Origin of the sequence: Chryseobacterium binzhouense (assembly GCF_007474545.1) — a bacterium.
Taxonomy (GTDB): domain Bacteria; phylum Bacteroidota; class Bacteroidia; order Flavobacteriales; family Weeksellaceae; genus Chryseobacterium; species Chryseobacterium binzhouense.
This window is the reverse complement of sequence record NZ_VKOG01000003.1, coordinates 453,114-475,819: the sequence shown is the minus strand read 5'-3', so window position 1 is coordinate 475,819 and position 22,706 is coordinate 453,114. Positions and strand designations below refer to the sequence as shown.

The window sequence follows — 22,706 nt, the reverse complement described above, 5'->3', positions numbered from 1 at the left end:
TGGTACTGCGACAAGCGGGAGAGTAGGTCGCCGCCAGTTTTTATTCAAACCTCATACACAAATGTATGAGGTTTTTTTATGCCCTTTTTCTTCCTTCTTTCCTTCTCTTTTCCTTCTTCTTTGTTCTATTATCCTGTTCAAAACTGTTTAAAACAGCAGGATACTGCCGGAAACGGACAAATCTTCCAAAAGTTTAAACCAAGATTTAGTGAAGTTTAAGAAGCTAATTTAAAATTTATACGAGCCTTTTAATCAGAATGAGATTAAGTAATATATTATTGGACGTTTTCTGTAGCTAAGATTTATCTGAAATTACATTCTTTAGTCAAGTAGTATAAACACTCAAAAACAGTATTAATCCCCAAAAAAACCGCCTTGATGACAAAGCGGTTGTTTATATATAATAGAAAAAATAAATTCCTAAACAAACGGCATTTTAACAACTTTTGCTGGAATGTTTTTGTTTCTTACCTGAATAAATATTTCAGATCCTATCTTAAAGTGAGGTTTATCCACATAAGCAATCCCTAAACCAATCTTTTTCATTGGAGATTGTGTACCGGAAGTTACTTTTCCGATTATATTCCCTTCTGCATCTACAACAGGGTAATCATGTCTTGGAACACCTTTGTCAGTTAATTCAAAACCTACAAGTTTTCTGTTTATTCCTTCTTCTTTTTGTTTAGCAAAAGTTTCTTTTGATATAAAATCTTTGTCAAATTTAGTAATCCATCCTAATCCTGCTTCAATTGGCGAAGTTGTATCATCAATGTCATTTCCATATAGACAAAAACCTTTTTCAAGCCTTAAAGTATCTCTTGCCGCTAATCCGCATGGTATAATTCCCTCTTCAGATCCTGCTTCTATAATAGCATCCCACAGTTTTTCTGCTGATTCGTTTTTAAAATAAATTTCAAAACCGCCACTTCCTGTGTATCCTGTATTTGAGATAATTACATCATTTACGCCGGCAACAGAACCAACAGTAAAATTGTAGTATGGAATTTCAGAAAGATTTGTTTCAGTTAATTTCTGCAAAATTTCAGTGGCTTTCGGTCCCTGAACTGCTAACAGAGACATTTCATCTGAAGCATTGGTCATTACAGCACCAAAAGTGTTGAATTTTGAAATGTGATCCCAATCTTTATCAATGTTGGAAGCATTTACTACAACAAAGTATTTTTCATCATCCATTTTGTAAACGATAAGATCATCCACAATACCTCCGTTTTCGTTCGGAAGACAAGAGTATTGAGCTTTTCCGTTTTCAAGAACATTTATATTATTGGTGGTTACATACTGCAAAAGATCTTTTGCACCAGCTCCTTCAATAAAAAACTGTCCCATGTGGGAAACGTCAAATAATCCTGCTTTTTCTCTTACGGCAAAGTGTTCTTCTGTTACTCCAGAATATTGTACAGGCATCTCAAAACCTGCAAAAGGTACTATTTTCGCTCCCAAAGAAACGTGCTTATCATATAAAGCTGTTTTTTTCATATGTAAATATTTATTTTTTTATTTTAAAACTTTCAAAAGCCTCGTTAAAAAGCTTCATGTAATTTCCGTTCCAGTGTTTTTGTTGGCAATTGATGGTTATAAGGTACAGTTCCTTATTTTTCTGATAGACTTTTGTAACCCAGAAGATTTTTTCTTTTTCATCTAAATATTCATACTGATATTCTGTAAACCCTTTTTTATTGCCGGTATTTTTTACTTTTTTTTCATCATCCTCAGATTGATACAATGCGAGAATAAATTTTTTCACCTCTGTCTTTGGTAAATCCAGATCATGGTATTCGGAAATGGTAATTGCTCCAATCTGACTTGTAGGAAAAATATTTATAATTCCCTCATCATTAGTCAGTTTCCATGTGTCAGGAGTTTCTATAGAATAATTTTCACTATCGTAAAGTTCAGTTTTTATTTTTTGTGAAAATGAAGCAATGTTGTATAAAAAAGTGATTAATAAAAATAATTTTTTCATGTGTTTTTAAAAATGATATTTATATTCCTGAAGAATTATTTTAAACCATTCTGTAAAATGCTCAGGAGTTTCTGCAATTTCTTTATCTAAGTTTTCTAATGAGATGTAGCGCACTTCTTCTACTTCAGCTTTGTTAAGATTAAAATCAGCACAGTAAATTCCTGTAAAAACATGATCAAGTTCATGCTCCCATAATCCGTTTCCGACATCAGCTTTGTAAATAAATTGAAATTTTTGCGAAATATCTGCATCAATTCCCAACTCTTCTTTCAGTCTTCTTTTGGCACCTTCCAGATAGCTTTCTCCGGCTCTTGGATGGGAACATACCGCATTTGTCCATCTCAAAGGTGAATGATATTTTCCGGCAGCACGTTTCTGTAAAAGCATTTCGCCCTTTTCGTTAAATAAAAATACCGAAAATGCACGATGAAGCAAACCATTAATATGTGCCTGCTGCTTTTCCATAAGTCCTAAAACTTCATCGTTTGCGTTTACTAATACTACCATTTCTTCCATTCCTACAAATTTAGGCTTAATACATGATTTTGTAAAATAAATGTTTAGTTTTTTTATGATTTGTGAAAATATTATTTTATATAAAGATGAAAAAAATAAGCTTAATTGTGAAAAATGCAATAAAATATTCATCATTATTATCTTTTAATTGCTTTTTACGTTAAATTTTTAACATAAACAGCAATTAATAAAGTTGTTTGAATCCTAAAACGTAACTTTGCGCTTTAAAATTACAACGATGGAATTAGAATATATTGAGCACATCAGTCCAATTCTGAAAGACGGAATTAAAAATTATCTCATTGACATAGACGGAACAATTACGGACGATGTACCCAATGAAGAGCCGGAAAGAATGGTTACCTGCGAACCATATTACGATGCTCTCGAAACTATTAATAAGTGGTATGACGAAGGTCATCAAATTTGCTTTTTTACCTCACGGACAGAAAACTTAAAACAAATAACTATTGACTGGCTTGATAAGCACGGCTTTAAATATCACAGTGTTTTGTGCGGGAAGCCAAGAGGCGGAAACTATCACTGGATTGATAATCATCTCGTAAGAGCAACACGATACAAAGGAAAATTTACAGATTTGGTTGAGAAGCAAGTAACCATTGAGGTTTTTAAAGATTAAACAAAATTAAAAAGATTTGAAGATTCATTTAAAGAATTTTACTTTATATTAATTTTTGAATTTTTCAACTTTTAAACAAGATATTTTATTTATGAAGGTTTTGGCAAATGACGGTTTAGATCAGTCAGGAATAGATGCACTAACTGAAAAAGGATTTGAAGTAATCACTCAAAAAGTTCCACAAGAGTTTCTTTTAAATTATATTAATGAAAATAAGATCCGTACTCTTTTAGTAAGAAGTGCCACTCAGGTAAGAAAAGATATTATAGACAATTGCCCTTCTTTAGAAATCATTGGACGTGGCGGAGTTGGAATGGATAATATTGATGTAGATTATGCAAGAGAAAAAGGAATCCATGTCATCAATACGCCTGCTGCATCTTCAGAATCGGTCGCCGAGCTTGTTTTTGCACATCTGTTTTCCGGAGCAAGATTTTTACAGGATTCTAACAGAAAAATGCCTTTGGTAGGAGATACAGAATTTGCATCACTGAAAAAATCCTATGCTGCGGGAATCGAACTGAAGGGTAAAACAATTGGGATTATCGGAATGGGAAGAATCGGTCAGGAAGTAGCAAAAATAGCATTAGGATTGGGCATGAGAGTGATTGCTGCCGATAACATGATCGGAAAAGCCAGCATAAAAGTAACTTTTTATAATAATCAGTATATTAATGTAGATATTGAGACGGAACCTTTACAGGATGTATTGAAGCATGCGGACTTTATAACGCTTCATGTACCTGCTCAGAAAAACGGTTATATGATTTCTAAAAATGAATTTGATATGATGAAAGATGGTGTTTCGATTATCAATTGTTCAAGAGGTGGAGTGATAGATGAAGAGGCATTATTAGAAGCTTTAGATTCAGGTAAAGTAAGATTTGCAGGATTGGATGTTTTCATTAACGAACCTACACCTTCTAAACAAATCATTTCTCATCCGAAAATTTCCGTGACACCTCATACAGGTGCTTCAACACTTGAGGCTCAAGATAGAATCGGACTTTCTTTAGCCGATCAGATTTCCAGTATTTTGCAAATGTAATACAAAATAAAATCCGCCATAATTGTAAAATTATGGCGGATTTTTTAATTATAGTATCTATTTTTTCTTTAATTCATCACGAATTTCTGCAAGTAATTGTTCTGTAGCTGTAGGTGCAGCAGGTTCGGCCGGTGTTTCAGCTTCGGCTTTTCTTATTTTATTGATTGTTTTTACAAGTATGAAAACAACGAGTGCAAGAAGTAGAAAATTAATTGCTACGGTAATGAAATTTCCATACGCAAAGATAGCAGCATCAGGAGCAATCTCTTTTGCTTTGGCTAGTGTGGATCCTGCAGGTATATTTTCGGAGCCTTTACCCATTGCGAAATAAATACTGCTAAAATCTGGTTTTCCGGCTATTGCTGCTACTATAGGCATGATTAAATCATCAATAACACTGGTTACGATTTTTCCAAAAGCCCCGCCGATAATTACACCTACCGCAAGATCAAACGCATTTCCTTTGATAGCAAATTCTTTAAATTCTTTTACAAATCCCATAATTGTTTTTTTTAATTGTTTAAACAAAAATATCAATTAAAATAATAATATAATCTTGTTTGGGTATTTTTTTGCATTAATGATTTAGTGTTTTTAAACATTTATAGTTAAATTTATTAAAAACGAATCCCGTGAAAATTTTTACTACTGACAAAATCAGATTAGCAGATCATTTTACCATAGAAAACGAGCCTGTTTCATCAGTTAATTTAATGGAAAGAGCCGCTGCAGGCTGTGTGGAGTGGATAGAACAAAATGCAAAGCATTGTGCAAAATTCTATGTTTTCTGCGGCAATGGCAATAATGGCGGTGATGGATTTGCAATTGCAAGAATGCTTTATTTGAAAGGTTTTGATGTAGACGTTTTTTTTGACAGGCAAAATCAAAGCTTTTCAAATGAGACATTGATCAACTTTAAAAGACTGAAAGAAATTTCAGGGATTTCTTTACGAGATTTTGTTGAAATAGAGAGATTAAGGTATGACGAAAATACAGTCATAATTGATGCACTTTTCGGGATCGGACTGTCAAGAAAGCTGGATGGCAGAAATCAAAAACTTGTCGAAAATTTAAACAAAAAGAAAAATCCTAAAATATCGGTAGATATTCCGTCCGGAATGTTTGCAGATCAAATGAATGATACGGATGATATTATTTTTAAAGCTGATGTTACATTGACATTTCAATGCTGGAAAAAATCTTTTTTGCATCCTGAAACTGGTTCTTATGCAGGAAAAGTGGTTGTTTTGGATATAAAACTGGATCAGAAGTTTCTGGAGACCACTCAAAGTGATAATTTTGTGATAGATGATGAATTGATCACAAAAATATTTAAACCGAGAAATCATTTTTCCCATAAAGGAAATTATGGTAAATCCGTCATTGCAGGAGGAAGTTATGGTAAAATGGGAGCGGTTGTTTTAGCCGTAAAATCAGCTTTAAATGCAGGTTCCGGACTTACATTTGTTTTAGCTCCGGATTGCGGTTATGATATATTACAGACGAGCTGTCCGGAAGCTATGTTTATCAATGGTGGTGAAAAAGTTATTTCCCGGATTGAAATACAGGAAAATACGGTTTATGGAATTGGTCCCGGTCTAGGAACTGAAGATGCTACGGAAAAATCTCTTTTGATATTTCTTGAAAGTTATCATTCTCCTCTGGTGTTGGATGCAGATGCATTGAATATTATTTCAAAGGAAAAAAATCGTTTGGATCTGATTCCTGAAAAATCAATCATCACGCCGCATCCGAAAGAATTTGAAAGACTTTTTGGCAATACGAAAAATTCATTTGAAAGATTAAGTTTAGCCCGGAAGAAAGCCTCTGAGTTGAAAATTATTATAGTTCTGAAAGATCATCACACCCAGATTATTACGCCGGAAGGAAGGGTTTATTATAATATTACCGGAAATTCTGGTTTGGCAAAAGGCGGCAGCGGAGATATTCTTACAGGTATTATTACTTCACTTTTGGCTCAAAAATATTCTTCCGAAGAAGCGGCTGTTTTAGGAGTCTGGCTTCATGGTAAAAGCGCAGATTTCGCTGCTGAAAAATATTCAAAAGAATCTATGCAGCCAAGCAACGTAATTCAGGAATTGGGAAATGTTTTTCTGGAACTTAATAAAAGAAAGCTTTTCTTTGGAACGTAATGATGCTATATAAAGTTTACAAAGTGATAAAGATGAATGATTTTTGCATTTAATCCCCCAAATAAAATAACATGAAAAAAACAATTGCCTTTGCAGCTCTCTCTTCAGTAATTTTTTTTACTGCCTGCAAAAAAAATAATTCTGAAAATGCAGGAAAAGAAGTTCAGACAGAAATTAAAAATGATCAGTTTGTTGTTGATTCTGTTCTGGTAAAAGATTCTGTGAAAATGAATGAGAAGTTATCGGTGAAATACGAAGCTAAAATACTGGTTTTTCCATCTATAAAAGACAAAGCACTTCTAGACAGTATTTACTATTATAAAAATGGAATTACCGATTTTTCCCGGCAGGGTTTGAAAATTTTTCTTGAAAAAGATAAACAAGATTATTTTTCTTCGCTTAAAAATAAAAATACAGACTGGATGGGAGATTTACCCAATCCTCAAACTTGGGAAACAGGTTCTTATATGAAACTGAAATCTATTTCCGAGGATTTCCTTCAGATTGAATATTTATTCAGCTCATATGAAGGCGGTGCACACGGAAATTATGGTTTTTCTGAAAGAGTGTTTGATCTTAAAAACAATAAAAAAGTTCAGTTGAAGGATATTACTACTATAGAAAAGACAAAATTGGAAGAACTTTTAAAGAAAAACATTGATAAAATTCCAAGCGGAATCACTTCAGGACAGGAAACTATGAAAAATTCTGATATGCTTTTGGAAGATGTAATTCCTGCAAATGATAATTTTTATTTTGACGATAAAAATCTTTATTTCCATTACAGTCCTTACGAAATTGCAGCATTTGCGGCAGGAGATATTGTGATTCCGGTTTCGTGGGAAGATCTGAAAGGTACAATCAGTCCTCAATTTGAAGGCAGGGTTAAAAAATGATTGACTCTGCTTAATTGAATGATCATTATTGAAATTAAATTAGGATATACTCTAGATTTTTATGGAATGAATGTATATTCAGCATGAATTAATCAATATAAATTACGTAAATTTGATTTTTATCCAAGGATAAAATGGTTTTATTTAAAGCAATAAAGCCCAACTGACAAGAAATAATAAAAAGTTTAAAATGAAAAATCTTTTTTTAAGTGTATGTACATTTGCCGTTTTGGCATCTTGCGGAACAATGAAAAATACATCTTCAGCAAAAGTTGGTAAAGAGCAACCTTCTATTGCCAACACCAAGTGGACTTTAGCAGATAATGTGAGAGGGCAGGCTCCAACTTTAAATATCGAAGGAGCTAAGATCAACGGAAATTCCGGCTGTAACCGTTTTTTCGGCGGCGTAATGATGGATACCGTTTCGGGTAAATTTGAAACTTCGGGAGTAGGATCTACGAAAATGGCTTGCGATAATATGTCTGTTGAGAAAAATTTCCTGGATATGCTTCAGAAAACCAATAAGTATGTTGTTTCCGGAAATACATTAGAATTGTATCAGGATAGCCTTTTGCTGTTGAAATTCAACAAATCGGAATAATGAACAATAAAAAAGGAACTCAGCTGAGTTCCTTTTTTTATGAAAATATTAATCTTCCTCTTCTTCGTCGTACTTAGCCAACTCTTCGTCGCACCATTTGAATGCTGCTTCCACTACTTTTGTAGCTTCGTCTGCCATGGTCTCTTCGTCGTCTCCTTCAAGATCATCAAGCCATTCAACTTCTTCTTCTTCAACATTTAAGATAAATCTTGGATATTCTGTGTGTACTACAAACAAATCTTCAGGAAAGTCTGAATTATCTGCTAATAAAAACTTTGGTAACTTCATTTTTTTAATGTTTAAACTTCATCAAAGATAGATAAAATTATTGGTATTTATTCTTGTCAATCTTAATTTTTTGTAAAACTTTATACCTTGTTAACGTATTTTTACGAAGCGTATCCTGCGGCTTGAAGGTAAGTTCTACATTAGCATTCACGGTGCTTATCAGCTCTGCAACCTGTATCTTTTCCAGGTCTTCCATGGTTTCCATATAAAATTTTATCGGTTTGTTATCAAGTTTTTCACTTACCAGAAAGTTTTTGATTTCTCTTCTGTTTTCAAGGTAATTTCCTTTGGAAAGAAGTGTAAAAAACAAGCCTGAACATAAACTTAAAAATCCTACAGCATACGTTTTTAAACCGTAAACCTGAAATACCTTTCTACAGTATAACAGCCATAAAGGCGTACTGAAAGGAACCAGCAAACGATAATCTATTGCATTTACAGAATAAAAATACTGTATGAAAAAGGAACATATAATTCCAAAAACTCCAATGAAAATGAAAAAAACTTCTATTTCGCTAAGTTTTGTTTTAATGAAAAGAAGGATCATGAAAAGAATACTGAATGCCCCTAATCCATAAATTCCGTAATTAATGATACCGCCATTCGGATCTGACATATGAATGAAGGGATTGAATGTCGTACAAAGTCCGAAGAACAATTCTTTCAGAAGTTTTGAAGTAGGATGCAGACCTATTTCCAGAAAATCTTTCACATAGTTTTCATTAAAATAATCAATGAAAAGCAATTTATATAGAACAACGAAAATGCCTCCTGTAATTCCGGAAATGATAAATGCAGATGCATATTTTCTTTTCAGGAAAACCAAACCGAACAATCCGGTTCCGCCAATGATGAAAAGTGAGCTGTATCTTATGTTGTAAAGTAAAATTAAACTTAATGAAAGATAAAAAACTGCTTTGCCTTTTTCTAAATTTCCTGCAATAATTTGTGACGAAATATACAGAAACCACACAACGAAAGGCAGAATCAAAGCTTCGCTCATGGTAAAGGAAAAAATAGATACAAAACTGAATAATGAACATACAATAAGTGCTTCTCTGAAAAAAAAGTTTTTCCTGTAAGCAAAAATCAGAATTGCCGCCAAAGCCGTCAATCCCACAATTTTGCTGCTCCAGAACTCATCAAATCCAAATATTGTAAAAAAACGGATGCTTAAAGGATAGCCTAAAGGCGTTGTCGTATTATCAATGGTCGGAAATACATTTGCAAACCGCATAAAACGGATAGAATCGGGACTTGTGCGTCCCTTCTCATTGAGCAGAAAACGAAAAATGGTCATCAAAACAGTGATGATGACCAATAATATCTGAATATTTTTTTCTTTAAATTTTATCAAGGTTGCGGTTGTTAGGTTATAGATTGCAGATTTAGAGCCTAAATTTATAACTTATAATTCACAACTTAAAAATTATTTTGCAAACATTTTTGCCACTTTTTCTGCTTTTTTGCTTTCAGAATAGTCGTAAAAACCGTCCCCTGATTTCACACCTAATTTTCCTGCCATCACCATATTCACCAAAAGTGGGTTCGGAGCGTATTTAGGATTTTTGAAACCGTCATACATTACATTTAATATTGCAAGACACACATCCAGACCAATAAAATCTGCCAACTGAAGCGGTCCCATCGGATGAGCCATTCCCAATTTCATTACCGTATCAATTTCCTCAACTCCGGCAACACCGTTGTATAAAGTTTCAATAGATTCGTTAATCATCGGCATCAGAATTCTGTTGGCAACAAATCCCGGATAATCGTTTACTTCTACAGGCACTTTCCCCAAAGTTTTGCTCATGGTATATATAGCATCAAAAGTTTCTTTGGATGTAGAATAGCCTTTGATGATTTCTACAAGCTTCATGATCGGAACAGGATTCATAAAATGCATTCCGATTACTTTATCAGCTCTTTTGGTTGCTGCCGCAATTTTCGTAATAGAAATAGAAGACGTGTTGGTTGCCAGAATACAGTTTTCCGGAGCAAACTCATCCATCTGACCGAAGATTTTAAGCTTCAGATCCTGGTTTTCTGTTGCTGCTTCCACAATAAGATCGGCATTGGTTACAGCATCCTTCAGTTCTGTAAAAGTCTTGATGTTTCCAAGCGTTTCTGCTTTTTGTTCTTCGGTAAGGTTTCCCTTTGCAATTATTCTGTCGAGATTGGTGGTAATGGTTTTCAATCCTCTGTCTAAGGCATCCTGAGAAACATCTACAAGATTTACACTAAATCCGCTCTGTGCAAAAGTATGTGCAATACCATTTCCCATGGTTCCTGCTCCGATAACTACGATGTTTTTGATCATTTTGATTGTTCTTTTTTATATATAATTAAATTATCAATGTTTAATAAAGCTGCTTTTTTCACAGTTTCAGAACTGTTGAAATCAATTTTGCCTTTGTTGGTCTTGCTGCTGGCTTTGTTTTGAGAGTTTATAACATCCTGCAGACCTGAAGTAAATTTTGTTTTCATCTTTGGAGACAGATGATCTGTGCCTACAAACAGCTTAAATTCGCCTTCTCGCCCTAAACCTGATTGACGAAAGATTTCAAAGGGTTTGGTTTTATTTTTTTTCTGAAAAATTGATATATAATTTATCACCGGATCTGTAGGAGGAGTTCCGCAGCATATACTATTATAGCTGATTTCGAGATAGTTTTCGCTTTTTTGGGCAAAGAAAAACCCAAAACAGAGTAAGCTTAATATCAAAAAAGTTTTCTTCATTTTTATGGTTTTAAAATTAAGCTTTAAATTTTACTTATTAAAATAATCCCAGACTGTTTTTGAAATATCTGAAACCATTTTGCAGTTTACCACTTCAGATTCAGTAGAGTCACTGATAAAAACGACAATTGAGTAATGATTGCCATTCGGAAGAGTCACAATTCCCGAGTCATTTTCAGCTACTGTCAGATTTCCTGTTTTTCCTGAGGATCCCGTTTTGTGAGCAATTACTTTTTTTGGAAGCTGTTCTTTCAGTTTATTGGTTCCGGTCTCGGTGTTGAGCATAATATTGTATAAATATTCTGTTGATTTTTCAGATAAAATTTTGCCCTGATAAAAATCTTTGTAGAGCTGAGCCAAAGAATTCGGAGTTGTATAATTTTCGTACAAATATTGTATTCCTTTGTGCATCTGCTCTTCATTATTTTTGATCCGGAAATTTTTCACGCCTTTAGAATCCATCAATTTTTGTACAGTTTCTGTACCGCCGATCAATCTTAGAAGTATATCACAACCATTATTATCACTCCATGCTACGGTGTAGTAAATCATTTCATCAAGACTCATTTCGACATTTCCATTTGGGAATTTTTCGCGGATGGGCGACCAGGTATCCTCCAGCAAATCTTTTTTTGTAATGAAAATTTTCTGATCTAAAGACAGTTTTCCCTGATCTACCCAATCTAAAACCGCTGCCGCAATATGGAATTTAAAGACACTGAGCATGGGCAGTTTTTTATTGGCATTTTTATTATACCGGAAATTATCTTCAAAGCTCAATACAGCAACCCCGACTGTAGCTTTTTTACCCTTAATAATGGTGCTTATTTTTTGGTCTAAAACAGATTGCTGAGCAAAAATAACTGTCGAAATAAGCAGGAATAGAAATTTAATTTTCTTCATTTTGTTAATTTAAAAAAGAAACTGTCTCAAAAGTAAAATATTTCGTTTTTTGAGACAGTCGTATGATAATCAAATATAAAAAAATTAGAAATGACTTCCAACTGTAGTCAGCATTAACCAGATAAACAGCATAACGTAAAACGAAATTAAAATCAGAGTCAGAATGCCGATAAATTTGTAATGAGATTTTAAGTATTCAAATGCATTGGTAAGCGCAGACTGATTGTTATTTCTGAGAGCGTTTTTCATATTGCTTGAGAATTTATACAGGTAATTAATAGGTATAAAATAAAAGCCCGCTATAATTAAATATACCAGACCGATTCCCATGCTGCCGACCATAGGACCCATGCTTAATGTAGAGCCTGCGAACATCATAATCAAGGCAACAAGTACAAAAAAGCCAATTCCGATAAATCCTAAAATTGCCAGAAATGCGGTCCATTTTGCTGCTTCCGCAAGAAACTCCTTGCTGATTCGGTCAATTTTTAATTCTTCAAACTGTTCAAAGGGTGATTTTGTTTCCATGTAAATTTTTCGGCAAAGTAATTGAAATTTCATCAAATGATAAAATCTGGGTTTAGTTCAGCTCGAAATAGCTTAAATTGATGCCGTCATTTCCAAATCTTAGTCTGATTTTATTTTCTCCTTTTCTGATATTGATTTGTTTGGCAGAAGTTGTTTTCCAGTTTTCATATCCTCCGGTTGATGGTAATTTTATTGCTGTTATTTGTTTTCCGTTGTCATCTTCAATGACTATTTCAGAATCTTTTATGGCAGAATACTGCAAGGAAATATTATATTTTTTGTCAGTGTTCGACTGAATAGTGTATTGAAGCCATTCATCTTTTTCAGTTTTACTTACATAATAGATATTGTTGTTTGTCTTGTAAATGTCAACACCATCATTTCTTAGCTGGTTTCCGGAATTCCATTCAGATCTTTTCTCGGGGTCACTCACCCAAAGATTAATAAAGTCTTTATCATCATAGGCAAATCCTATTTTTCCGAGATCGTAATCTACAGCAGATACTTTTCCCGGAATACGGTGAAGCTTGAATGGCTTTGTTGAATTTTCATTGGTTTGTCTGAACATCGCATCTATCACATCTTTTTTGATTTCCACATTACTGAATTTATAGTTTTGAGCAATTTGCATCAAAGCTTTTTCAGAAAATTCTTTTGTAGGTTTTTTGCCGCCGTTTTTCCAGTAGTCTAAAAGTTTCTGATATTCCGGAGTAATTTTCACGTTGGTGATCCCGGCAATATTATCAATCTTTTTCATCGGCCAGAAAGCATAGCCTATATTGTGTTTATTCAGCAGCTCAATAAGCTGTGTAAACCACACATTTGAGTTTTCCCCGGTTTCACCGAGCCAGACAGGGATATCGTATTTTTCTCTTAAATCTAAAATAAATTTCAGAGTTGCATCATCATTATTATTCCAGTATTTATGAAAGCTGAATACAAGGTTGTCGTCCCAAAGTTCAGTAAGACCGTTATAGTTGTTGCCCCATCCGTTTCCTTCCAGAAAAATAATGTGTTTTTTGTCTACAGATCGTATTGCTTCTGTAATTTCTTTTTGCAGTTTCCAAAGCGGAGCATTCGACATTTCATCAGTTCCGTTTGGATTTTTACCAGTAAAGTTGATATTGGGTTCATTAATCAGGTCGTAGCCGCCTATCCATGGCTCATCTTTGTAGCGTTCTGCTAATTTCTTCCAAAGGGCAATTGTTTTTTTCTGATTTTCTTCGTTTTCCCAAAGTGATGGCTTGCTTTTGTCGTTGTCAGAAATATTGACATCATTTCCCTGTCCTCCCGGAGCAGCATGAAGATCCAGAATAAGATATATTTTATTGTTTTTACACCATTGAAGTAAGCGATCTGTCATTAGGAATCCTTCGTCGATCCAGGTATTTTGCCCTTTTACAGGTTCTTTCTCAATTGGCAGTGTGTAAAGATTATAATGCATAGGCAGCCTCACAGAGTTAAAGCCTGTTTCAGCGAGGAATTTTATGTCTTCTTCGGTAATACCGTTATCCAGATAAGTTTTGTAAAATCTGTTCATTCCATCTTCACCAATAAGTTCGGAAATTTTTTCTTTGATTTTGTACTGTGGACCTGCAAAATCAGCTGTTTTCAGCATGTAACCTTCCTGCAGCATCCAACCGCCAAGCCCGAGACCTCTAAGCTGTATATTATTTCCTTTATCATCGATGATTTTCTGATTTTGGGTTTTTAGCATCTGTGATGTCCCAAATTGAGACAATAAAAAAGCGGATATAAGAATGCTCTGTTTCATAGTAATTTGTTTAAAATTGGGTGATTGTTATTTTTTAGAATTTTAGATAATTACAAATATATTTAAAATATTTTGTTTGAAATTAAAATCAATGAAACGATACATTATTATCTTTGCAGATTATATATTTATTTATGAAAGATTTAATGGGACAGGCAATATGGGATTATTTTCACAATGAAAATCCTGAAGATCTGCAGACTGAAACCTCAATTTCTGAACTGGATGAACTTCCGGTAGCATATCTTTTCAGAGACTTTGAAATGATGAATACAATCGAAAAAAAAGCTTTGCAATTATCTTCAGGAAAGATACTGGACATCGGAGCTGGAGCGGGTTCGCATTCATTATATCTTCAGAATGAAAGAAATTTAGAGGTTACTGCATTAGATATTTCGCCAAAATCAGTTGAGGTTTGCAGACTGAGAGGAATTAAACACGCTGTTGCGAAGAATATGCTTGAATTTTCAGGAGAAACATACGATACTATTCTTCTGCTAATGAACGGAACCGGAATTTTTCAAAGTCTGAAAGTAATTGATATTTACCTTCAGAAGCTTCATTTGCTGCTCAATAACAGCGGACAAATATTGATCGACAGCACAGATATTCTTTATATGTTTGATGAGGATGAAGATGGCGGAGTTTATATTCCCGCTGAAGGCTATTACGGAGAACTAGATTACATTGTTCATTACAAAGGTCAGTCAGAAGATCCTATAAAATGGCTTTATCTTGATTTTAATACTTTAAAAAATGCTGCTGAAAATAATGGCTTTATAATAGAGAAGCTGGCACAGGATGATGATTCGTACTTGGCTAAACTAATAAAAAGAAATAAATAATCTGTTTTCATTGTTTTACTGACTAAACTGATATTCGCTTTTTTATTTTAGACTAACTATAAATTATATTCGTAATTATCTGTAATATAGATGATTATTTCTACTGATGTTTAAATTTTCGTTAAAATTACCTTCAGGGAATCATTTTTGTATTTTTAATCATAATCACAATAAAATATACAATTATGAATACCAACAGACTTTCACCTGCAATGGAAAAAGCACTGAGTGATCAGATGAATAAAGAAATTCATGCTTCCCACACATTTTTATCTTACGGAATATGGGCAGATGACAAAGGATATCAGGGAATTGCTAATTTTCTGTACCGTCATGCGCAGGAGGAAAGAAACCATTCTATAAAATTTATGGAATATGTCCTTAACCGTGGCGGAAAACCAAAAGTTGATATGATTCCGGCTCCTCCCGATGATCCGCAGTCTCTAACGGAATGTTTCGACAATGTTTTCAGGCATGAGGTTGATAATACGACGTCTATTTATAAATTGGTTGACAGAGCACTGGATGAAAAAGACTGGGCAACATGGAACTTTATGCAGTGGTTTGTGCAGGAACAGATCGAAGAAGAAACTTTAGCCCAAGATCTTATTGATAAGCTGAAAATTGCAGGAGGTGATCAGGCATCTAACGAATCATTATTTACATTAGACAAAGCACTGGAATCTGCACCCAATGATGTTCCTTTGGCGCAGGATGCAACAGGAGACAATCCTTAAAGATAACAATATTAAAATTATTTCTGAAAATCTGTCAAAATTCTTGGCAGATTTTTTTTGTGATTTACTTTTGGTATTTTTGGAAAAAACTAAAAATTATGAGTGAGAAGTTCGATATTATCTTCCCAAGCAAAAATGGTTTTGAAAGTTATTTTAATGAAAACAATTCTGCACTTAATTTCTTGCGAGATTCCTCTAATATTAATCTTTTCATAGGAGCAAATAATAGTGGTAAAAGCAGGTTTATTAGAAATCTATTCACTAACCTTGAATATCAAATTTTTGACATAGATAAAATTCAAAAATTAGCTATAAAATATAATGAATTTCTTAATTCTATTGCGTTCAAAGGATTCTTTTTACGTAATGACAATCCATTTACATCAGAGTTTAAAAATATTTTACAAGATAATCAAATACAGTTTATACTTTTTGATTTTTCAGAAAGGTTATCGTTAAGAATCGTAAACAAAATTTTGAACCATAATAATAGTGTTTTAAACTTTCATGTGAGGTATTTTTCCAATGCTGTATTAAGTAATTATTCTAGTTTAATAGGCAAACAAATATCATCTGATAATTTTTATTATTTAAATCAATTAAATAATAAACTGAGTGAGATATTAAATAATAAAATTGGAAATGTTAAAAATATTTTCTTACCAACTTTAAGAACTGCCCATTCTCTTTTTGAAAGTAAAGATGATGATAATTACTCAAAAATTTCAAAAGATATATTTAAACAAACAATTTCCCATACTCATAAATTAAAATCAGATGAAAAGATTGAAATTTTCACAGGTTTAGATTTATATTATCAAATTGTCAACACCAGAAACGATATAAAAGAGAAAAGAGAATCTTTCGAAAAATTTGAAGAATTTCTGTCAGAAAATTTTTTCCAAAATAAGAAAATAGAAATTGTTGCAAAATTTAATATTTATGATAAGCATGATGGTAAAGATGATTCAGAAATAATTAATGTGTATATAGATGGAGAAAGTAATGATTTGCATCAATTAGGGGATGGGATTCAGGCATTGTTTATTTTGATGTATAAAATTTATACTTGTGAGAACGACAGTCTAATTTTTATTGATGAACCGGAAATAAATCTTCATCCCGGAATGCAGCGCTTATTTTTAGAGCAAATTACCACAAACCCATTCCTAAAAGAAAAAAATCTAACTTATTTTATTTCTACACATTCCAATCACTTTTTGGATCTTACCATTGAAAAGGACGATGTCTCTGTTTTCCTTTTTAATAAGGTTAATAAGGATAAGTTTGTAATAAAAAATGTTAATCATGGAGATAATTCCGCACTACAATATTTAGGAGTTACTAATTCTTCAGTGTTTCTTGCAAACTGTTCAATTTGGGTTGAAGGAATTTCCGACCGCAATTATCTGAAAGCATTTTTGAAGGCATACTGTAGAGATAAAAAGATTACTTATCCCAAAGAAGATATTGAATTTGCTTTTATTGAATATGCTGGAAGTAATATTGACCACTATAATTTTGATGAAGAAGAATTGAAAGAAAAAATTAATGCTTTTTCAATTAATAATAAGATATTCTTGATTTCTGATTATGACGGTGAATACAAGGATAATAAACATCAAATTTATCAGCAGATAGCAGATGAAAATGAAAATTTTATTTATCAAACTACTAAAGATTATAAAGAAATAGAAAATGTATTACCGTTTAAAGTCTGGGATAAAATCTTAATTCATTTTTGTAACAAAAGAAAAGTAAAAACAAAAGAAGAAATTGAAAGAATTCAGAATCTAATATCGAATTCTCTAAAAAGGAAAAAGGAAGAAACTTATAAAGATTCATATATTGGAAAACTCTTGAAAAATATTAAAGCAAATGTTCCTGAATTAAATAAAATTTGGGATAAAGCTGAAGGAACTTTGATGAATAAGTCTGAAGTAAGTTATAAAGTTTTAGAATTGACAGAAAAAGAAGAAATCACTTGGGATGATTTTAAAGACAATGATAAAATTGTTTCTATTACTCATGAAATGTACAACTTCATCCAAAAATCCAATTATAAGTAAATCATTTTTTAATACGCCGCAAAATAACTATATTTGCACGCTGAAAGCGAAAGGTAAAAACAGCCTTAAACTTTAAACCCAAACTTTGAATCTAACGTTATGAAATGTGGAATCGTAGGCTTACCGAATGTAGGTAAATCAACTCTTTTTAACTGCTTGAGCAATGCTAAAGCACAATCGGCGAATTATCCTTTCTGTACCATCGAGCCGAATTTAGGAACGGTTTCTGTACCGGATCATAGATTATTCGAACTTGAAAAGCTGGTAAATCCTGAAAGAGTTTTGCCTGCCGTTGTAGAGATTGTAGATATTGCAGGTCTTGTGAAAGGGGCCAGTAAAGGAGAAGGTTTGGGAAATCAGTTTCTTGCCAATATTCGTGAGTGTGAGGCGATTATCCATGTTTTAAGATGTTTTGATAACGGAAATATTGTGCATGTTGAAGGCTCTGTAGATCCGTTAAGAGATAAAGAAATTATAGATATTGAACTTCAGCTGAAAGACATGGAAACAGTGGGAAAAGCTGTTGAAAAAGCAAAGAAGTTTATCAAATCCGGAAAAAAAGAAGATATTCTGACTTATGAAACACTTCAAAAGTTACAAAAACATCTTGAAGACGGTAGAAATGCAAGAGAATTTGCAGTTGATGATCTGACAAAATCTATCATTGGCGATGTTCAGCTTTTGACTAACAAGCCGGTGTTGTATGTTTGTAATGTGGATGAAAATTCTATAAAGAACGGAAACGAGTGGGTTGGGAAGATTGAAGAAATGGCAAAAAATGAAGGTGCTGAAACTGTTGTTTTGGCAGCTCAGATTGAAGCCGATATCAACGAACTGGAAACCTATGAAGAAAGAGAAATTTTTCTTGACGAATTAGGTCTTACAGAACCCGGAGTTAATCGTTTGATAAGAAAAGCTTATGATTTGCTAAAGCTTCAGACGTATTTTACGGCGGGTGTAAAAGAAGTTAGAGCCTGGACGATCGGGCAGGGTTGGACGGCTCCTCAAGCTGCAGGCGTTATTCATACCGATTTTGAAAAAGGTTTTATCCGTGCAGAAGTTATTAAGTATAATGATTACGTGAATTACGGTTCAGAAGCAAAAGTAAAAGAAGCCGGAAAACTTTCCGTAGAAGGTAAAGAATACATCGTGCAGGACGGTGATATTATGCATTTCAGATTTAATGTTTAAAAATATTAAAAGTTAGTTATATAATATTTTAAATACGCTTCCATGAATTTGGGAGCGTTTTTTTTTAATGATTGTCCATAACTTATCATGACTGAAACATTTTGAGTTCTTTGCTGAGTGGATCTAAGGTTCGATGAAGTCAAACGCTTTTGCGAAATAAAGAATTGTTTATATATAAAAGAATCTTAGTGATCCTTTTATGTTTAATAAAGCATTATGATTAATAAAGGATAATCAATTTTATTTTAAATTAAATCAAAATTCAAAAAATTTAGGAATACCTTCATTTTAAGAAACACACAATGTTATAGTTCTCGGATGAATTTACACCTGAATGTATGTGATTTTAAAAAGTAGAAGTATCATAATAATTGTGTTTACAAAGGTTTTACCAACTGTTTTTTAGTGCAGAGCCGTATTTTAACTTATTATAATAAAATGAATGACTTATTTTAATAAAAAATTCATATTTTTGCAACCTAAAATTTTAATCGATAATGAACGTTACAGCTCAAAATCATGATGATGTAAGTGCATTGCTTACAGTTACATTAGAAAAATCTGACTACAAAGATAAAGTAGAAAAACAATTGATTAACTATGCGAAAAACGCACAGGTTCCTGGTTTCAGAAAAGGAAAAGTGCCTTTAAGTATGGTAAGAAAGCAATATGAAGCAGGTATTGCATTTGAAGAGATCAACAAGCAGGTTTCTGATGCTTTGAACAATTATATCAACGAAAATAAGTTGAGATTGGTTGGTCAGCCGGTTCCGCAGCCTGTAAATGATTTTAATCATAATGCAGAGAAACTGGAAGTGGCTTTTGAAGTAGGTTTCGAGCCTGAATTTTCTATCGATCTTTCTAAATATGAAGCGCCACACTATAAAGTAGAAGCTTCTGAAAAAGAAATCAGCAAGAGTATTGAAAACATGCAGAAACGTTTTGCTGAGCAGGTTCCTCAAGACAAAATTACAAAAGACTCTTATGTTTCTTTAGAAATTACTCAGGTAGTTGAAAAAGGCGCAGAAGGAGAGCATAATCACGCTCCGAAAATGGCTACGATTACTGCTGAAAACAAAGCAGCTTTCAAGCTGGTGAAGTCATTGAAAATGGATGAGTCTGTAAAAGTTTCTAAAGAAACACTTACAGGTGATGAAACTTTAGCAAAAGAATTAGGATTTTCTAAAGAAGAAGCTGAACATTTACACCATGCTGAGGTTGAGGTAAAAGTAAAAGATTTTTATTCTTTGAACCTTGCAGAGCTTAATCAGGAATTGTTTGATAAAGTTTATGGTGAAGGAAACATCAAAACTGAAGAAGAGCTTAAAGAAAAAGTAAAATCTGAATTGGATGAATATTTTCAGCAAAATGCAGATGTACATTTTGTAAACAAAATTCTTGAGCAGGTTTCTGAAAAAGAAGAAGTAAAGCTTCCTGAAGATTTTCTGGTAAAATGGTTATTATTTTCTAATCAGAACATCCAGAATGAAGATCAGGCGAAAGAAATTCTTGCTGCTGAGAAAAACCAGTTAAAATATCAGATCATTGAAGGTAAACTGATGAGTGAGAACGAAATTCAGCTGGATTATGCTGATGTTTTGGCTCAGGCAGAGCAATTGGTGAAAAATCAATTGGCAATTTACGGAATTCATCATTTAGGAGATGAAGAAATTCAAAAATATGCTGTTGAAATGTTAAAAGATCAGGAGCAGGTAAGACAGATTTCTTCTGAAGTTGCGATGACTAAATTGAAAGATGTAATTCTTGAAAAAGCTACAAAAAAAGAAACTCAGATCTCTCATGACGAGTTTTTAGAAGAATTAAAGAAATAATTTTTCTACATATATAATATCAGCCTCCGAAATTTTCGGAGGTTTTTTTGTTCTATGAAGCAGGTTTCAGCATATATCTTTTACACCTATGTGTGATTTTGAATGCAATGCATAATATTAATATTTTTTTGTATCTTACTGATTATAAAAAACTTCACATTATGATTAAACCTTTACTTATTTTTAATTCACAAAAAAACAATTTTACTTTTGCGGTCAAGCAATATAATTTGCTTATTTGTTTTTTCATACTTCTTTTTACGTCAGGAAATGCATTTGCTCAAAATTCTAAAGTTGTCCCTGAAAACTTTGTTACTGGCGCATTTTTAGGACCACTTGCCAACAGTACAAGAAGCAATCAGTTATTAATTGATGATTCACAGCTTACCACACTTTCGGGTAAATACATCACTTCAATTTCGTTTCGGCTGCCAACAACTGTATCAAATCCATGGCCTGCAACTAATACTACGTTTTCGGATTATCAGATTTATCTGAGCAACAGTGTAGATCCGGCTAACAGACAGCTTAATTTTGCAGCCAATGTGGTTGGAACCCAAACCCAGGTTCGCTCAGGAAGCCTTGTAATTCCGGCGGGATCGTTAACTGCCGGAGGAAATCCTAATAATTTTACTTTTGACATCGTTTTTGATACTCCCTATCTGTATACCGGAACCAATCTTTTAATAGAAATCCGACATACAGGAAGTGACGGAAGCTCTGCTTCCACTCATGCTGCCGGAACTTCTTCTGCAGGATACGGAACACTTTTCAGTGCATGCTGGTTACAGTCAACAGGAAGTGTGGCTAATGCAAATTTTTCGTATGTTAAAATTAATGCTTTAGATGCACTTGGTGTTAAGTCTGTAGAATTGGATGATTCTTTATCAATTTATCCTAACCCGGCAAAAGATTTTGTGTACATAAAATCTTCCCGTGATGTGGTAGAGCTTAATGTCTTTAATATGGTGGGTCAAAAAATATATTCACAAAAAAATACTTCCGAAACTACACATCTTAATGTAAGCAGCTTTTCCAAAGGGAATTATATCTTACAAATGATAGACAGAGACGGGAACACAAAGACAACAAAATTCATCAAAGAATAACATTATTTCCATATTCTAATATTATTATCTGAAGCCTTAGGATGTTCTTAAGGCTTTTTTGATGTTCAGATTGAGCTTATAAATCATTATTTCATATATTTACTCTTAAAATTTTAAAATGAAAAAGATAATCATTCCATTTTTCTGTGCAGTATTGATGTCTTCAACTATGAGTGCAAATTGTACAGAAACTGATATAACAGTTGTAAAAACAGAATATCAGCTTGCACCACAACAGATTATAGATAAATATATTGAAGCGGTAGGCGGTAAATCTAAACTTGAATCTGTAAAATCTTCCATCAGCGAGGATATGATTTCTACTCAGGGCGTAGAAATCAGCTCGGTTACTAAAAAGATGGGCAATAAATTTAAGTCTGTGCAGACCATTATGGGGAGAGAAATTGTAAGTGTATTTGATGGGGAAAAAGGATATTCTAATCAGACAGGACAAAGAATGGACTTTACCTCTGACAGGATTTTGGAACTGAAAAAGGGAAGAACAATTGATGCGCTGGGCTTTGAAGCTTCAAAATATACTGCAGCTTCAGAATCATCAGAAGGTAAAGACTATAATGTTTTGATTTCTAATGGAACTAAGCTTTACTTTGATAGTTCTACAGGTCTGCTTTACAAAACAGTTAATGCGCAAAGCAGTGCTGTAATCAAGAGTTATATCAGTGTTGATGGCATAAAGTTTCCCGAAGTAATTGAAGCAGAAGGCGGCGGTCAGAAAGTAGTTATTAAAACCAACAAAGTAACCCTGAACTCAGGAGTAAGTGAAACAGACTTTAAATGAAAATTATTAATTTAACATAATATAACCGGATTTATTCCGGTTTTTTTATTA

General features: G+C 33.2%; 23 protein-coding genes. 12 read left to right on the top strand and 11 right to left on the bottom strand.

Annotated elements, in window-relative coordinates; genetic code table 11:
- Window positions 1–420 precede the first annotated feature (420 nt).
- The 3 genes from gcvT to idi are packed head-to-tail and all read right to left on the bottom strand — an operon-like array spanning window position 421 to window position 2,500.
- Complete coding sequence (gene gcvT / locus FNE73_RS10840) at window positions 421–1,497, bottom strand: glycine cleavage system aminomethyltransferase GcvT (RefSeq protein WP_143884621.1); 1,077 nt, start codon at window positions 1,495–1,497, stop codon at window positions 421–423.
- Between the two features lie 10 nt (window positions 1,498–1,507).
- The gene (locus tag FNE73_RS10835) at window positions 1,508–1,984 is read right to left on the bottom strand and encodes a hypothetical protein (protein ID WP_143884620.1); all 477 of its coding nucleotides are present in this window, start codon (window positions 1,982–1,984) and stop codon (window positions 1,508–1,510) included.
- Window positions 1,985–1,990: 6 nt separating this feature from the next.
- Window positions 1,991–2,500, bottom strand: coding sequence for an isopentenyl-diphosphate Delta-isomerase (idi, locus tag FNE73_RS10830; RefSeq protein ID WP_143884619.1), 510 nt, complete (start codon window positions 2,498–2,500; stop codon window positions 1,991–1,993).
- A 238-nt stretch (window positions 2,501–2,738) separates the two neighbouring features.
- Here idi and FNE73_RS10825 point away from each other — a divergent pair, with 238 nt between their 5' ends.
- Together FNE73_RS10825 and FNE73_RS10820 are read left to right on the top strand one after the other, a co-directional pair.
- Window positions 2,739–3,140: an LNS2 domain-containing protein gene (locus FNE73_RS10825; RefSeq protein ID WP_143884618.1), complete on the top strand. Its 402-nt coding sequence runs from the start codon at window positions 2,739–2,741 to the stop codon at window positions 3,138–3,140.
- Window positions 3,141–3,231: 91 nt separating this feature from the next.
- Window positions 3,232–4,188, top strand: coding sequence for a D-2-hydroxyacid dehydrogenase (locus tag FNE73_RS10820; protein ID WP_143884617.1), 957 nt, complete (start codon window positions 3,232–3,234; stop codon window positions 4,186–4,188).
- A 57-nt stretch (window positions 4,189–4,245) separates the two neighbouring features.
- Here FNE73_RS10820 and mscL read toward each other — a convergent pair whose 3' ends face one another.
- Window positions 4,246–4,689: a large conductance mechanosensitive channel protein MscL gene (gene mscL / locus FNE73_RS10815; protein WP_143884616.1), complete on the bottom strand. Its 444-nt coding sequence runs from the start codon at window positions 4,687–4,689 to the stop codon at window positions 4,246–4,248.
- A gap of 131 nt (window positions 4,690–4,820) precedes the next feature.
- Here mscL and FNE73_RS10810 point away from each other — a divergent pair, with 131 nt between their 5' ends.
- The 3 genes from FNE73_RS10810 (at window position 4,821) to FNE73_RS10800 (ending at window position 7,838) form a co-directional block, all read left to right on the top strand.
- Window positions 4,821–6,341 carry an NAD(P)H-hydrate dehydratase gene (locus FNE73_RS10810; RefSeq protein ID WP_143884615.1) on the top strand — a complete coding sequence of 507 codons (1,521 nt, stop codon included), beginning with the start codon at window positions 4,821–4,823 and terminating at the stop codon, window positions 6,339–6,341.
- Between the two features lie 71 nt (window positions 6,342–6,412).
- On the top strand, window positions 6,413–7,237 hold the full coding sequence (locus FNE73_RS10805) for a DUF3298 and DUF4163 domain-containing protein (RefSeq protein ID WP_143884614.1): 825 nt from the start codon (window positions 6,413–6,415) through the stop codon (window positions 7,235–7,237).
- Between the two features lie 190 nt (window positions 7,238–7,427).
- Window positions 7,428–7,838 carry an META domain-containing protein gene (locus FNE73_RS10800; protein ID WP_143884613.1) on the top strand — a complete coding sequence of 137 codons (411 nt, stop codon included), beginning with the start codon at window positions 7,428–7,430 and terminating at the stop codon, window positions 7,836–7,838.
- A 48-nt stretch (window positions 7,839–7,886) separates the two neighbouring features.
- Here FNE73_RS10800 and FNE73_RS10795 read toward each other — a convergent pair whose 3' ends face one another.
- The 7 genes from FNE73_RS10795 to FNE73_RS10765 form a co-directional block, all read right to left on the bottom strand.
- Entirely contained in the window at window positions 7,887–8,126 is a 240-nt protein-coding gene (locus FNE73_RS10795; protein WP_143884612.1) for a hypothetical protein, read from the bottom strand.
- Between the two features lie 37 nt (window positions 8,127–8,163).
- Window positions 8,164–9,483: a hypothetical protein gene (locus FNE73_RS10790; RefSeq protein WP_143884611.1), complete on the bottom strand. Its 1,320-nt coding sequence runs from the start codon at window positions 9,481–9,483 to the stop codon at window positions 8,164–8,166.
- 72 nt (window positions 9,484–9,555) lie between these two features.
- On the bottom strand, window positions 9,556–10,446 hold the full coding sequence (locus FNE73_RS10785) for a 3-hydroxybutyryl-CoA dehydrogenase (RefSeq protein ID WP_185147332.1): 891 nt from the start codon (window positions 10,444–10,446) through the stop codon (window positions 9,556–9,558).
- On the bottom strand, window positions 10,446–10,868 hold the full coding sequence (locus FNE73_RS10780) for a hypothetical protein (protein WP_143884609.1): 423 nt from the start codon (window positions 10,866–10,868) through the stop codon (window positions 10,446–10,448). Before FNE73_RS10780 ends, FNE73_RS10785 begins: the two co-directional genes overlap by 1 nt.
- 30 nt (window positions 10,869–10,898) lie before the next feature.
- On the bottom strand, window positions 10,899–11,771 hold the full coding sequence (bla, locus tag FNE73_RS10775) for a class A beta-lactamase, subclass A2 (RefSeq protein ID WP_143884608.1): 873 nt from the start codon (window positions 11,769–11,771) through the stop codon (window positions 10,899–10,901).
- A gap of 84 nt (window positions 11,772–11,855) precedes the next feature.
- Window positions 11,856–12,299 carry a DUF5362 family protein gene (locus tag FNE73_RS10770; protein ID WP_143884607.1) on the bottom strand — a complete coding sequence of 148 codons (444 nt, stop codon included), beginning with the start codon at window positions 12,297–12,299 and terminating at the stop codon, window positions 11,856–11,858.
- A 52-nt stretch (window positions 12,300–12,351) separates the two neighbouring features.
- A complete protein-coding gene (locus FNE73_RS10765; protein WP_143884606.1) occupies window positions 12,352–14,073 on the bottom strand; it encodes a cellulase family glycosylhydrolase in 1,722 nt (573 codons plus the stop codon).
- Between the two features lie 134 nt (window positions 14,074–14,207).
- On the opposite strand from FNE73_RS10765, the gene FNE73_RS10760 reads away from it, so the two are divergent.
- The 7 genes from FNE73_RS10760 to FNE73_RS10730 all read left to right on the top strand — a co-directional run bounded on the left by FNE73_RS10760 (window position 14,208) and on the right by FNE73_RS10730 (window position 22,655).
- Window positions 14,208–14,918, top strand: a complete 711-nt coding sequence (locus tag FNE73_RS10760; protein WP_143884605.1) for a class I SAM-dependent methyltransferase — start codon at window positions 14,208–14,210, stop codon at window positions 14,916–14,918.
- A 185-nt stretch (window positions 14,919–15,103) separates the two neighbouring features.
- Window positions 15,104–15,655, top strand: a complete 552-nt coding sequence (locus FNE73_RS10755) for a ferritin (RefSeq protein WP_143884604.1) — start codon at window positions 15,104–15,106, stop codon at window positions 15,653–15,655.
- Between the two features lie 98 nt (window positions 15,656–15,753).
- Complete coding sequence (locus tag FNE73_RS10750; RefSeq protein WP_143884603.1) at window positions 15,754–17,724, top strand: AAA family ATPase; 1,971 nt, start codon at window positions 15,754–15,756, stop codon at window positions 17,722–17,724.
- A gap of 99 nt (window positions 17,725–17,823) precedes the next feature.
- Window positions 17,824–18,915 carry a redox-regulated ATPase YchF gene (gene ychF, locus FNE73_RS10745; protein ID WP_143884602.1) on the top strand — a complete coding sequence of 364 codons (1,092 nt, stop codon included), beginning with the start codon at window positions 17,824–17,826 and terminating at the stop codon, window positions 18,913–18,915.
- A gap of 497 nt (window positions 18,916–19,412) precedes the next feature.
- Complete coding sequence (locus tag FNE73_RS10740) at window positions 19,413–20,747, top strand: trigger factor (protein ID WP_143884601.1); 1,335 nt, start codon at window positions 19,413–19,415, stop codon at window positions 20,745–20,747.
- Window positions 20,748–20,908: 161 nt separating this feature from the next.
- Window positions 20,909–21,856, top strand: a complete 948-nt coding sequence (locus FNE73_RS10735) for a T9SS type A sorting domain-containing protein (RefSeq protein ID WP_185147331.1) — start codon at window positions 20,909–20,911, stop codon at window positions 21,854–21,856.
- Between the two features lie 118 nt (window positions 21,857–21,974).
- On the top strand, window positions 21,975–22,655 hold the full coding sequence (locus FNE73_RS10730) for a hypothetical protein (RefSeq protein WP_143884599.1): 681 nt from the start codon (window positions 21,975–21,977) through the stop codon (window positions 22,653–22,655).
- The last annotated feature ends 51 nt before the right edge of the window (window positions 22,656–22,706 follow it).

Bases quoted from the DNA above. Each gene is read 5' to 3' on its own strand.
- FNE73_RS10800 (WP_143884613.1), top strand. From the start codon at position 7,428: ATGAAAAATCTTTTTTTAAGTGTATGTACATTTGCCGTTTTGGCATCT.
- FNE73_RS10755 (WP_143884604.1), top strand. From the start codon at position 15,104: ATGAATACCAACAGACTTTCACCTGCAATGGAAAAAGCACTGAGTGAT.
- FNE73_RS10740 (WP_143884601.1), top strand. From the start codon at position 19,413: ATGAACGTTACAGCTCAAAATCATGATGATGTAAGTGCATTGCTTACA.
- bla (WP_143884608.1), bottom strand. From the start codon at position 11,771: ATGAAGAAAATTAAATTTCTATTCCTGCTTATTTCGACAGTTATTTTT.
- ychF (WP_143884602.1), top strand. From the start codon at position 17,824: ATGAAATGTGGAATCGTAGGCTTACCGAATGTAGGTAAATCAACTCTT.
- FNE73_RS10835 (WP_143884620.1), bottom strand. From the start codon at position 1,984: ATGAAAAAATTATTTTTATTAATCACTTTTTTATACAACATTGCTTCA.
- FNE73_RS10730 (WP_143884599.1), top strand. From the start codon at position 21,975: ATGAAAAAGATAATCATTCCATTTTTCTGTGCAGTATTGATGTCTTCA.
- FNE73_RS10780 (WP_143884609.1), bottom strand. From the start codon at position 10,868: ATGAAGAAAACTTTTTTGATATTAAGCTTACTCTGTTTTGGGTTTTTC.
- mscL (WP_143884616.1), bottom strand. From the start codon at position 4,689: ATGGGATTTGTAAAAGAATTTAAAGAATTTGCTATCAAAGGAAATGCG.
- FNE73_RS10805 (WP_143884614.1), top strand. From the start codon at position 6,413: ATGAAAAAAACAATTGCCTTTGCAGCTCTCTCTTCAGTAATTTTTTTT.
- FNE73_RS10760 (WP_143884605.1), top strand. From the start codon at position 14,208: ATGAAAGATTTAATGGGACAGGCAATATGGGATTATTTTCACAATGAA.
- FNE73_RS10750 (WP_143884603.1), top strand. From the start codon at position 15,754: ATGAGTGAGAAGTTCGATATTATCTTCCCAAGCAAAAATGGTTTTGAA.
- FNE73_RS10735 (WP_185147331.1), top strand. From the start codon at position 20,909: ATGATTAAACCTTTACTTATTTTTAATTCACAAAAAAACAATTTTACT.
- FNE73_RS10820 (WP_143884617.1), top strand. From the start codon at position 3,232: ATGAAGGTTTTGGCAAATGACGGTTTAGATCAGTCAGGAATAGATGCA.
- FNE73_RS10765 (WP_143884606.1), bottom strand. From the start codon at position 14,073: ATGAAACAGAGCATTCTTATATCCGCTTTTTTATTGTCTCAATTTGGG.
- FNE73_RS10795 (WP_143884612.1), bottom strand. From the start codon at position 8,126: ATGAAGTTACCAAAGTTTTTATTAGCAGATAATTCAGACTTTCCTGAA.
- gcvT (WP_143884621.1), bottom strand. From the start codon at position 1,497: ATGAAAAAAACAGCTTTATATGATAAGCACGTTTCTTTGGGAGCGAAA.
- idi (WP_143884619.1), bottom strand. From the start codon at position 2,500: ATGGAAGAAATGGTAGTATTAGTAAACGCAAACGATGAAGTTTTAGGA.
- FNE73_RS10770 (WP_143884607.1), bottom strand. From the start codon at position 12,299: ATGGAAACAAAATCACCCTTTGAACAGTTTGAAGAATTAAAAATTGAC.
- FNE73_RS10825 (WP_143884618.1), top strand. From the start codon at position 2,739: ATGGAATTAGAATATATTGAGCACATCAGTCCAATTCTGAAAGACGGA.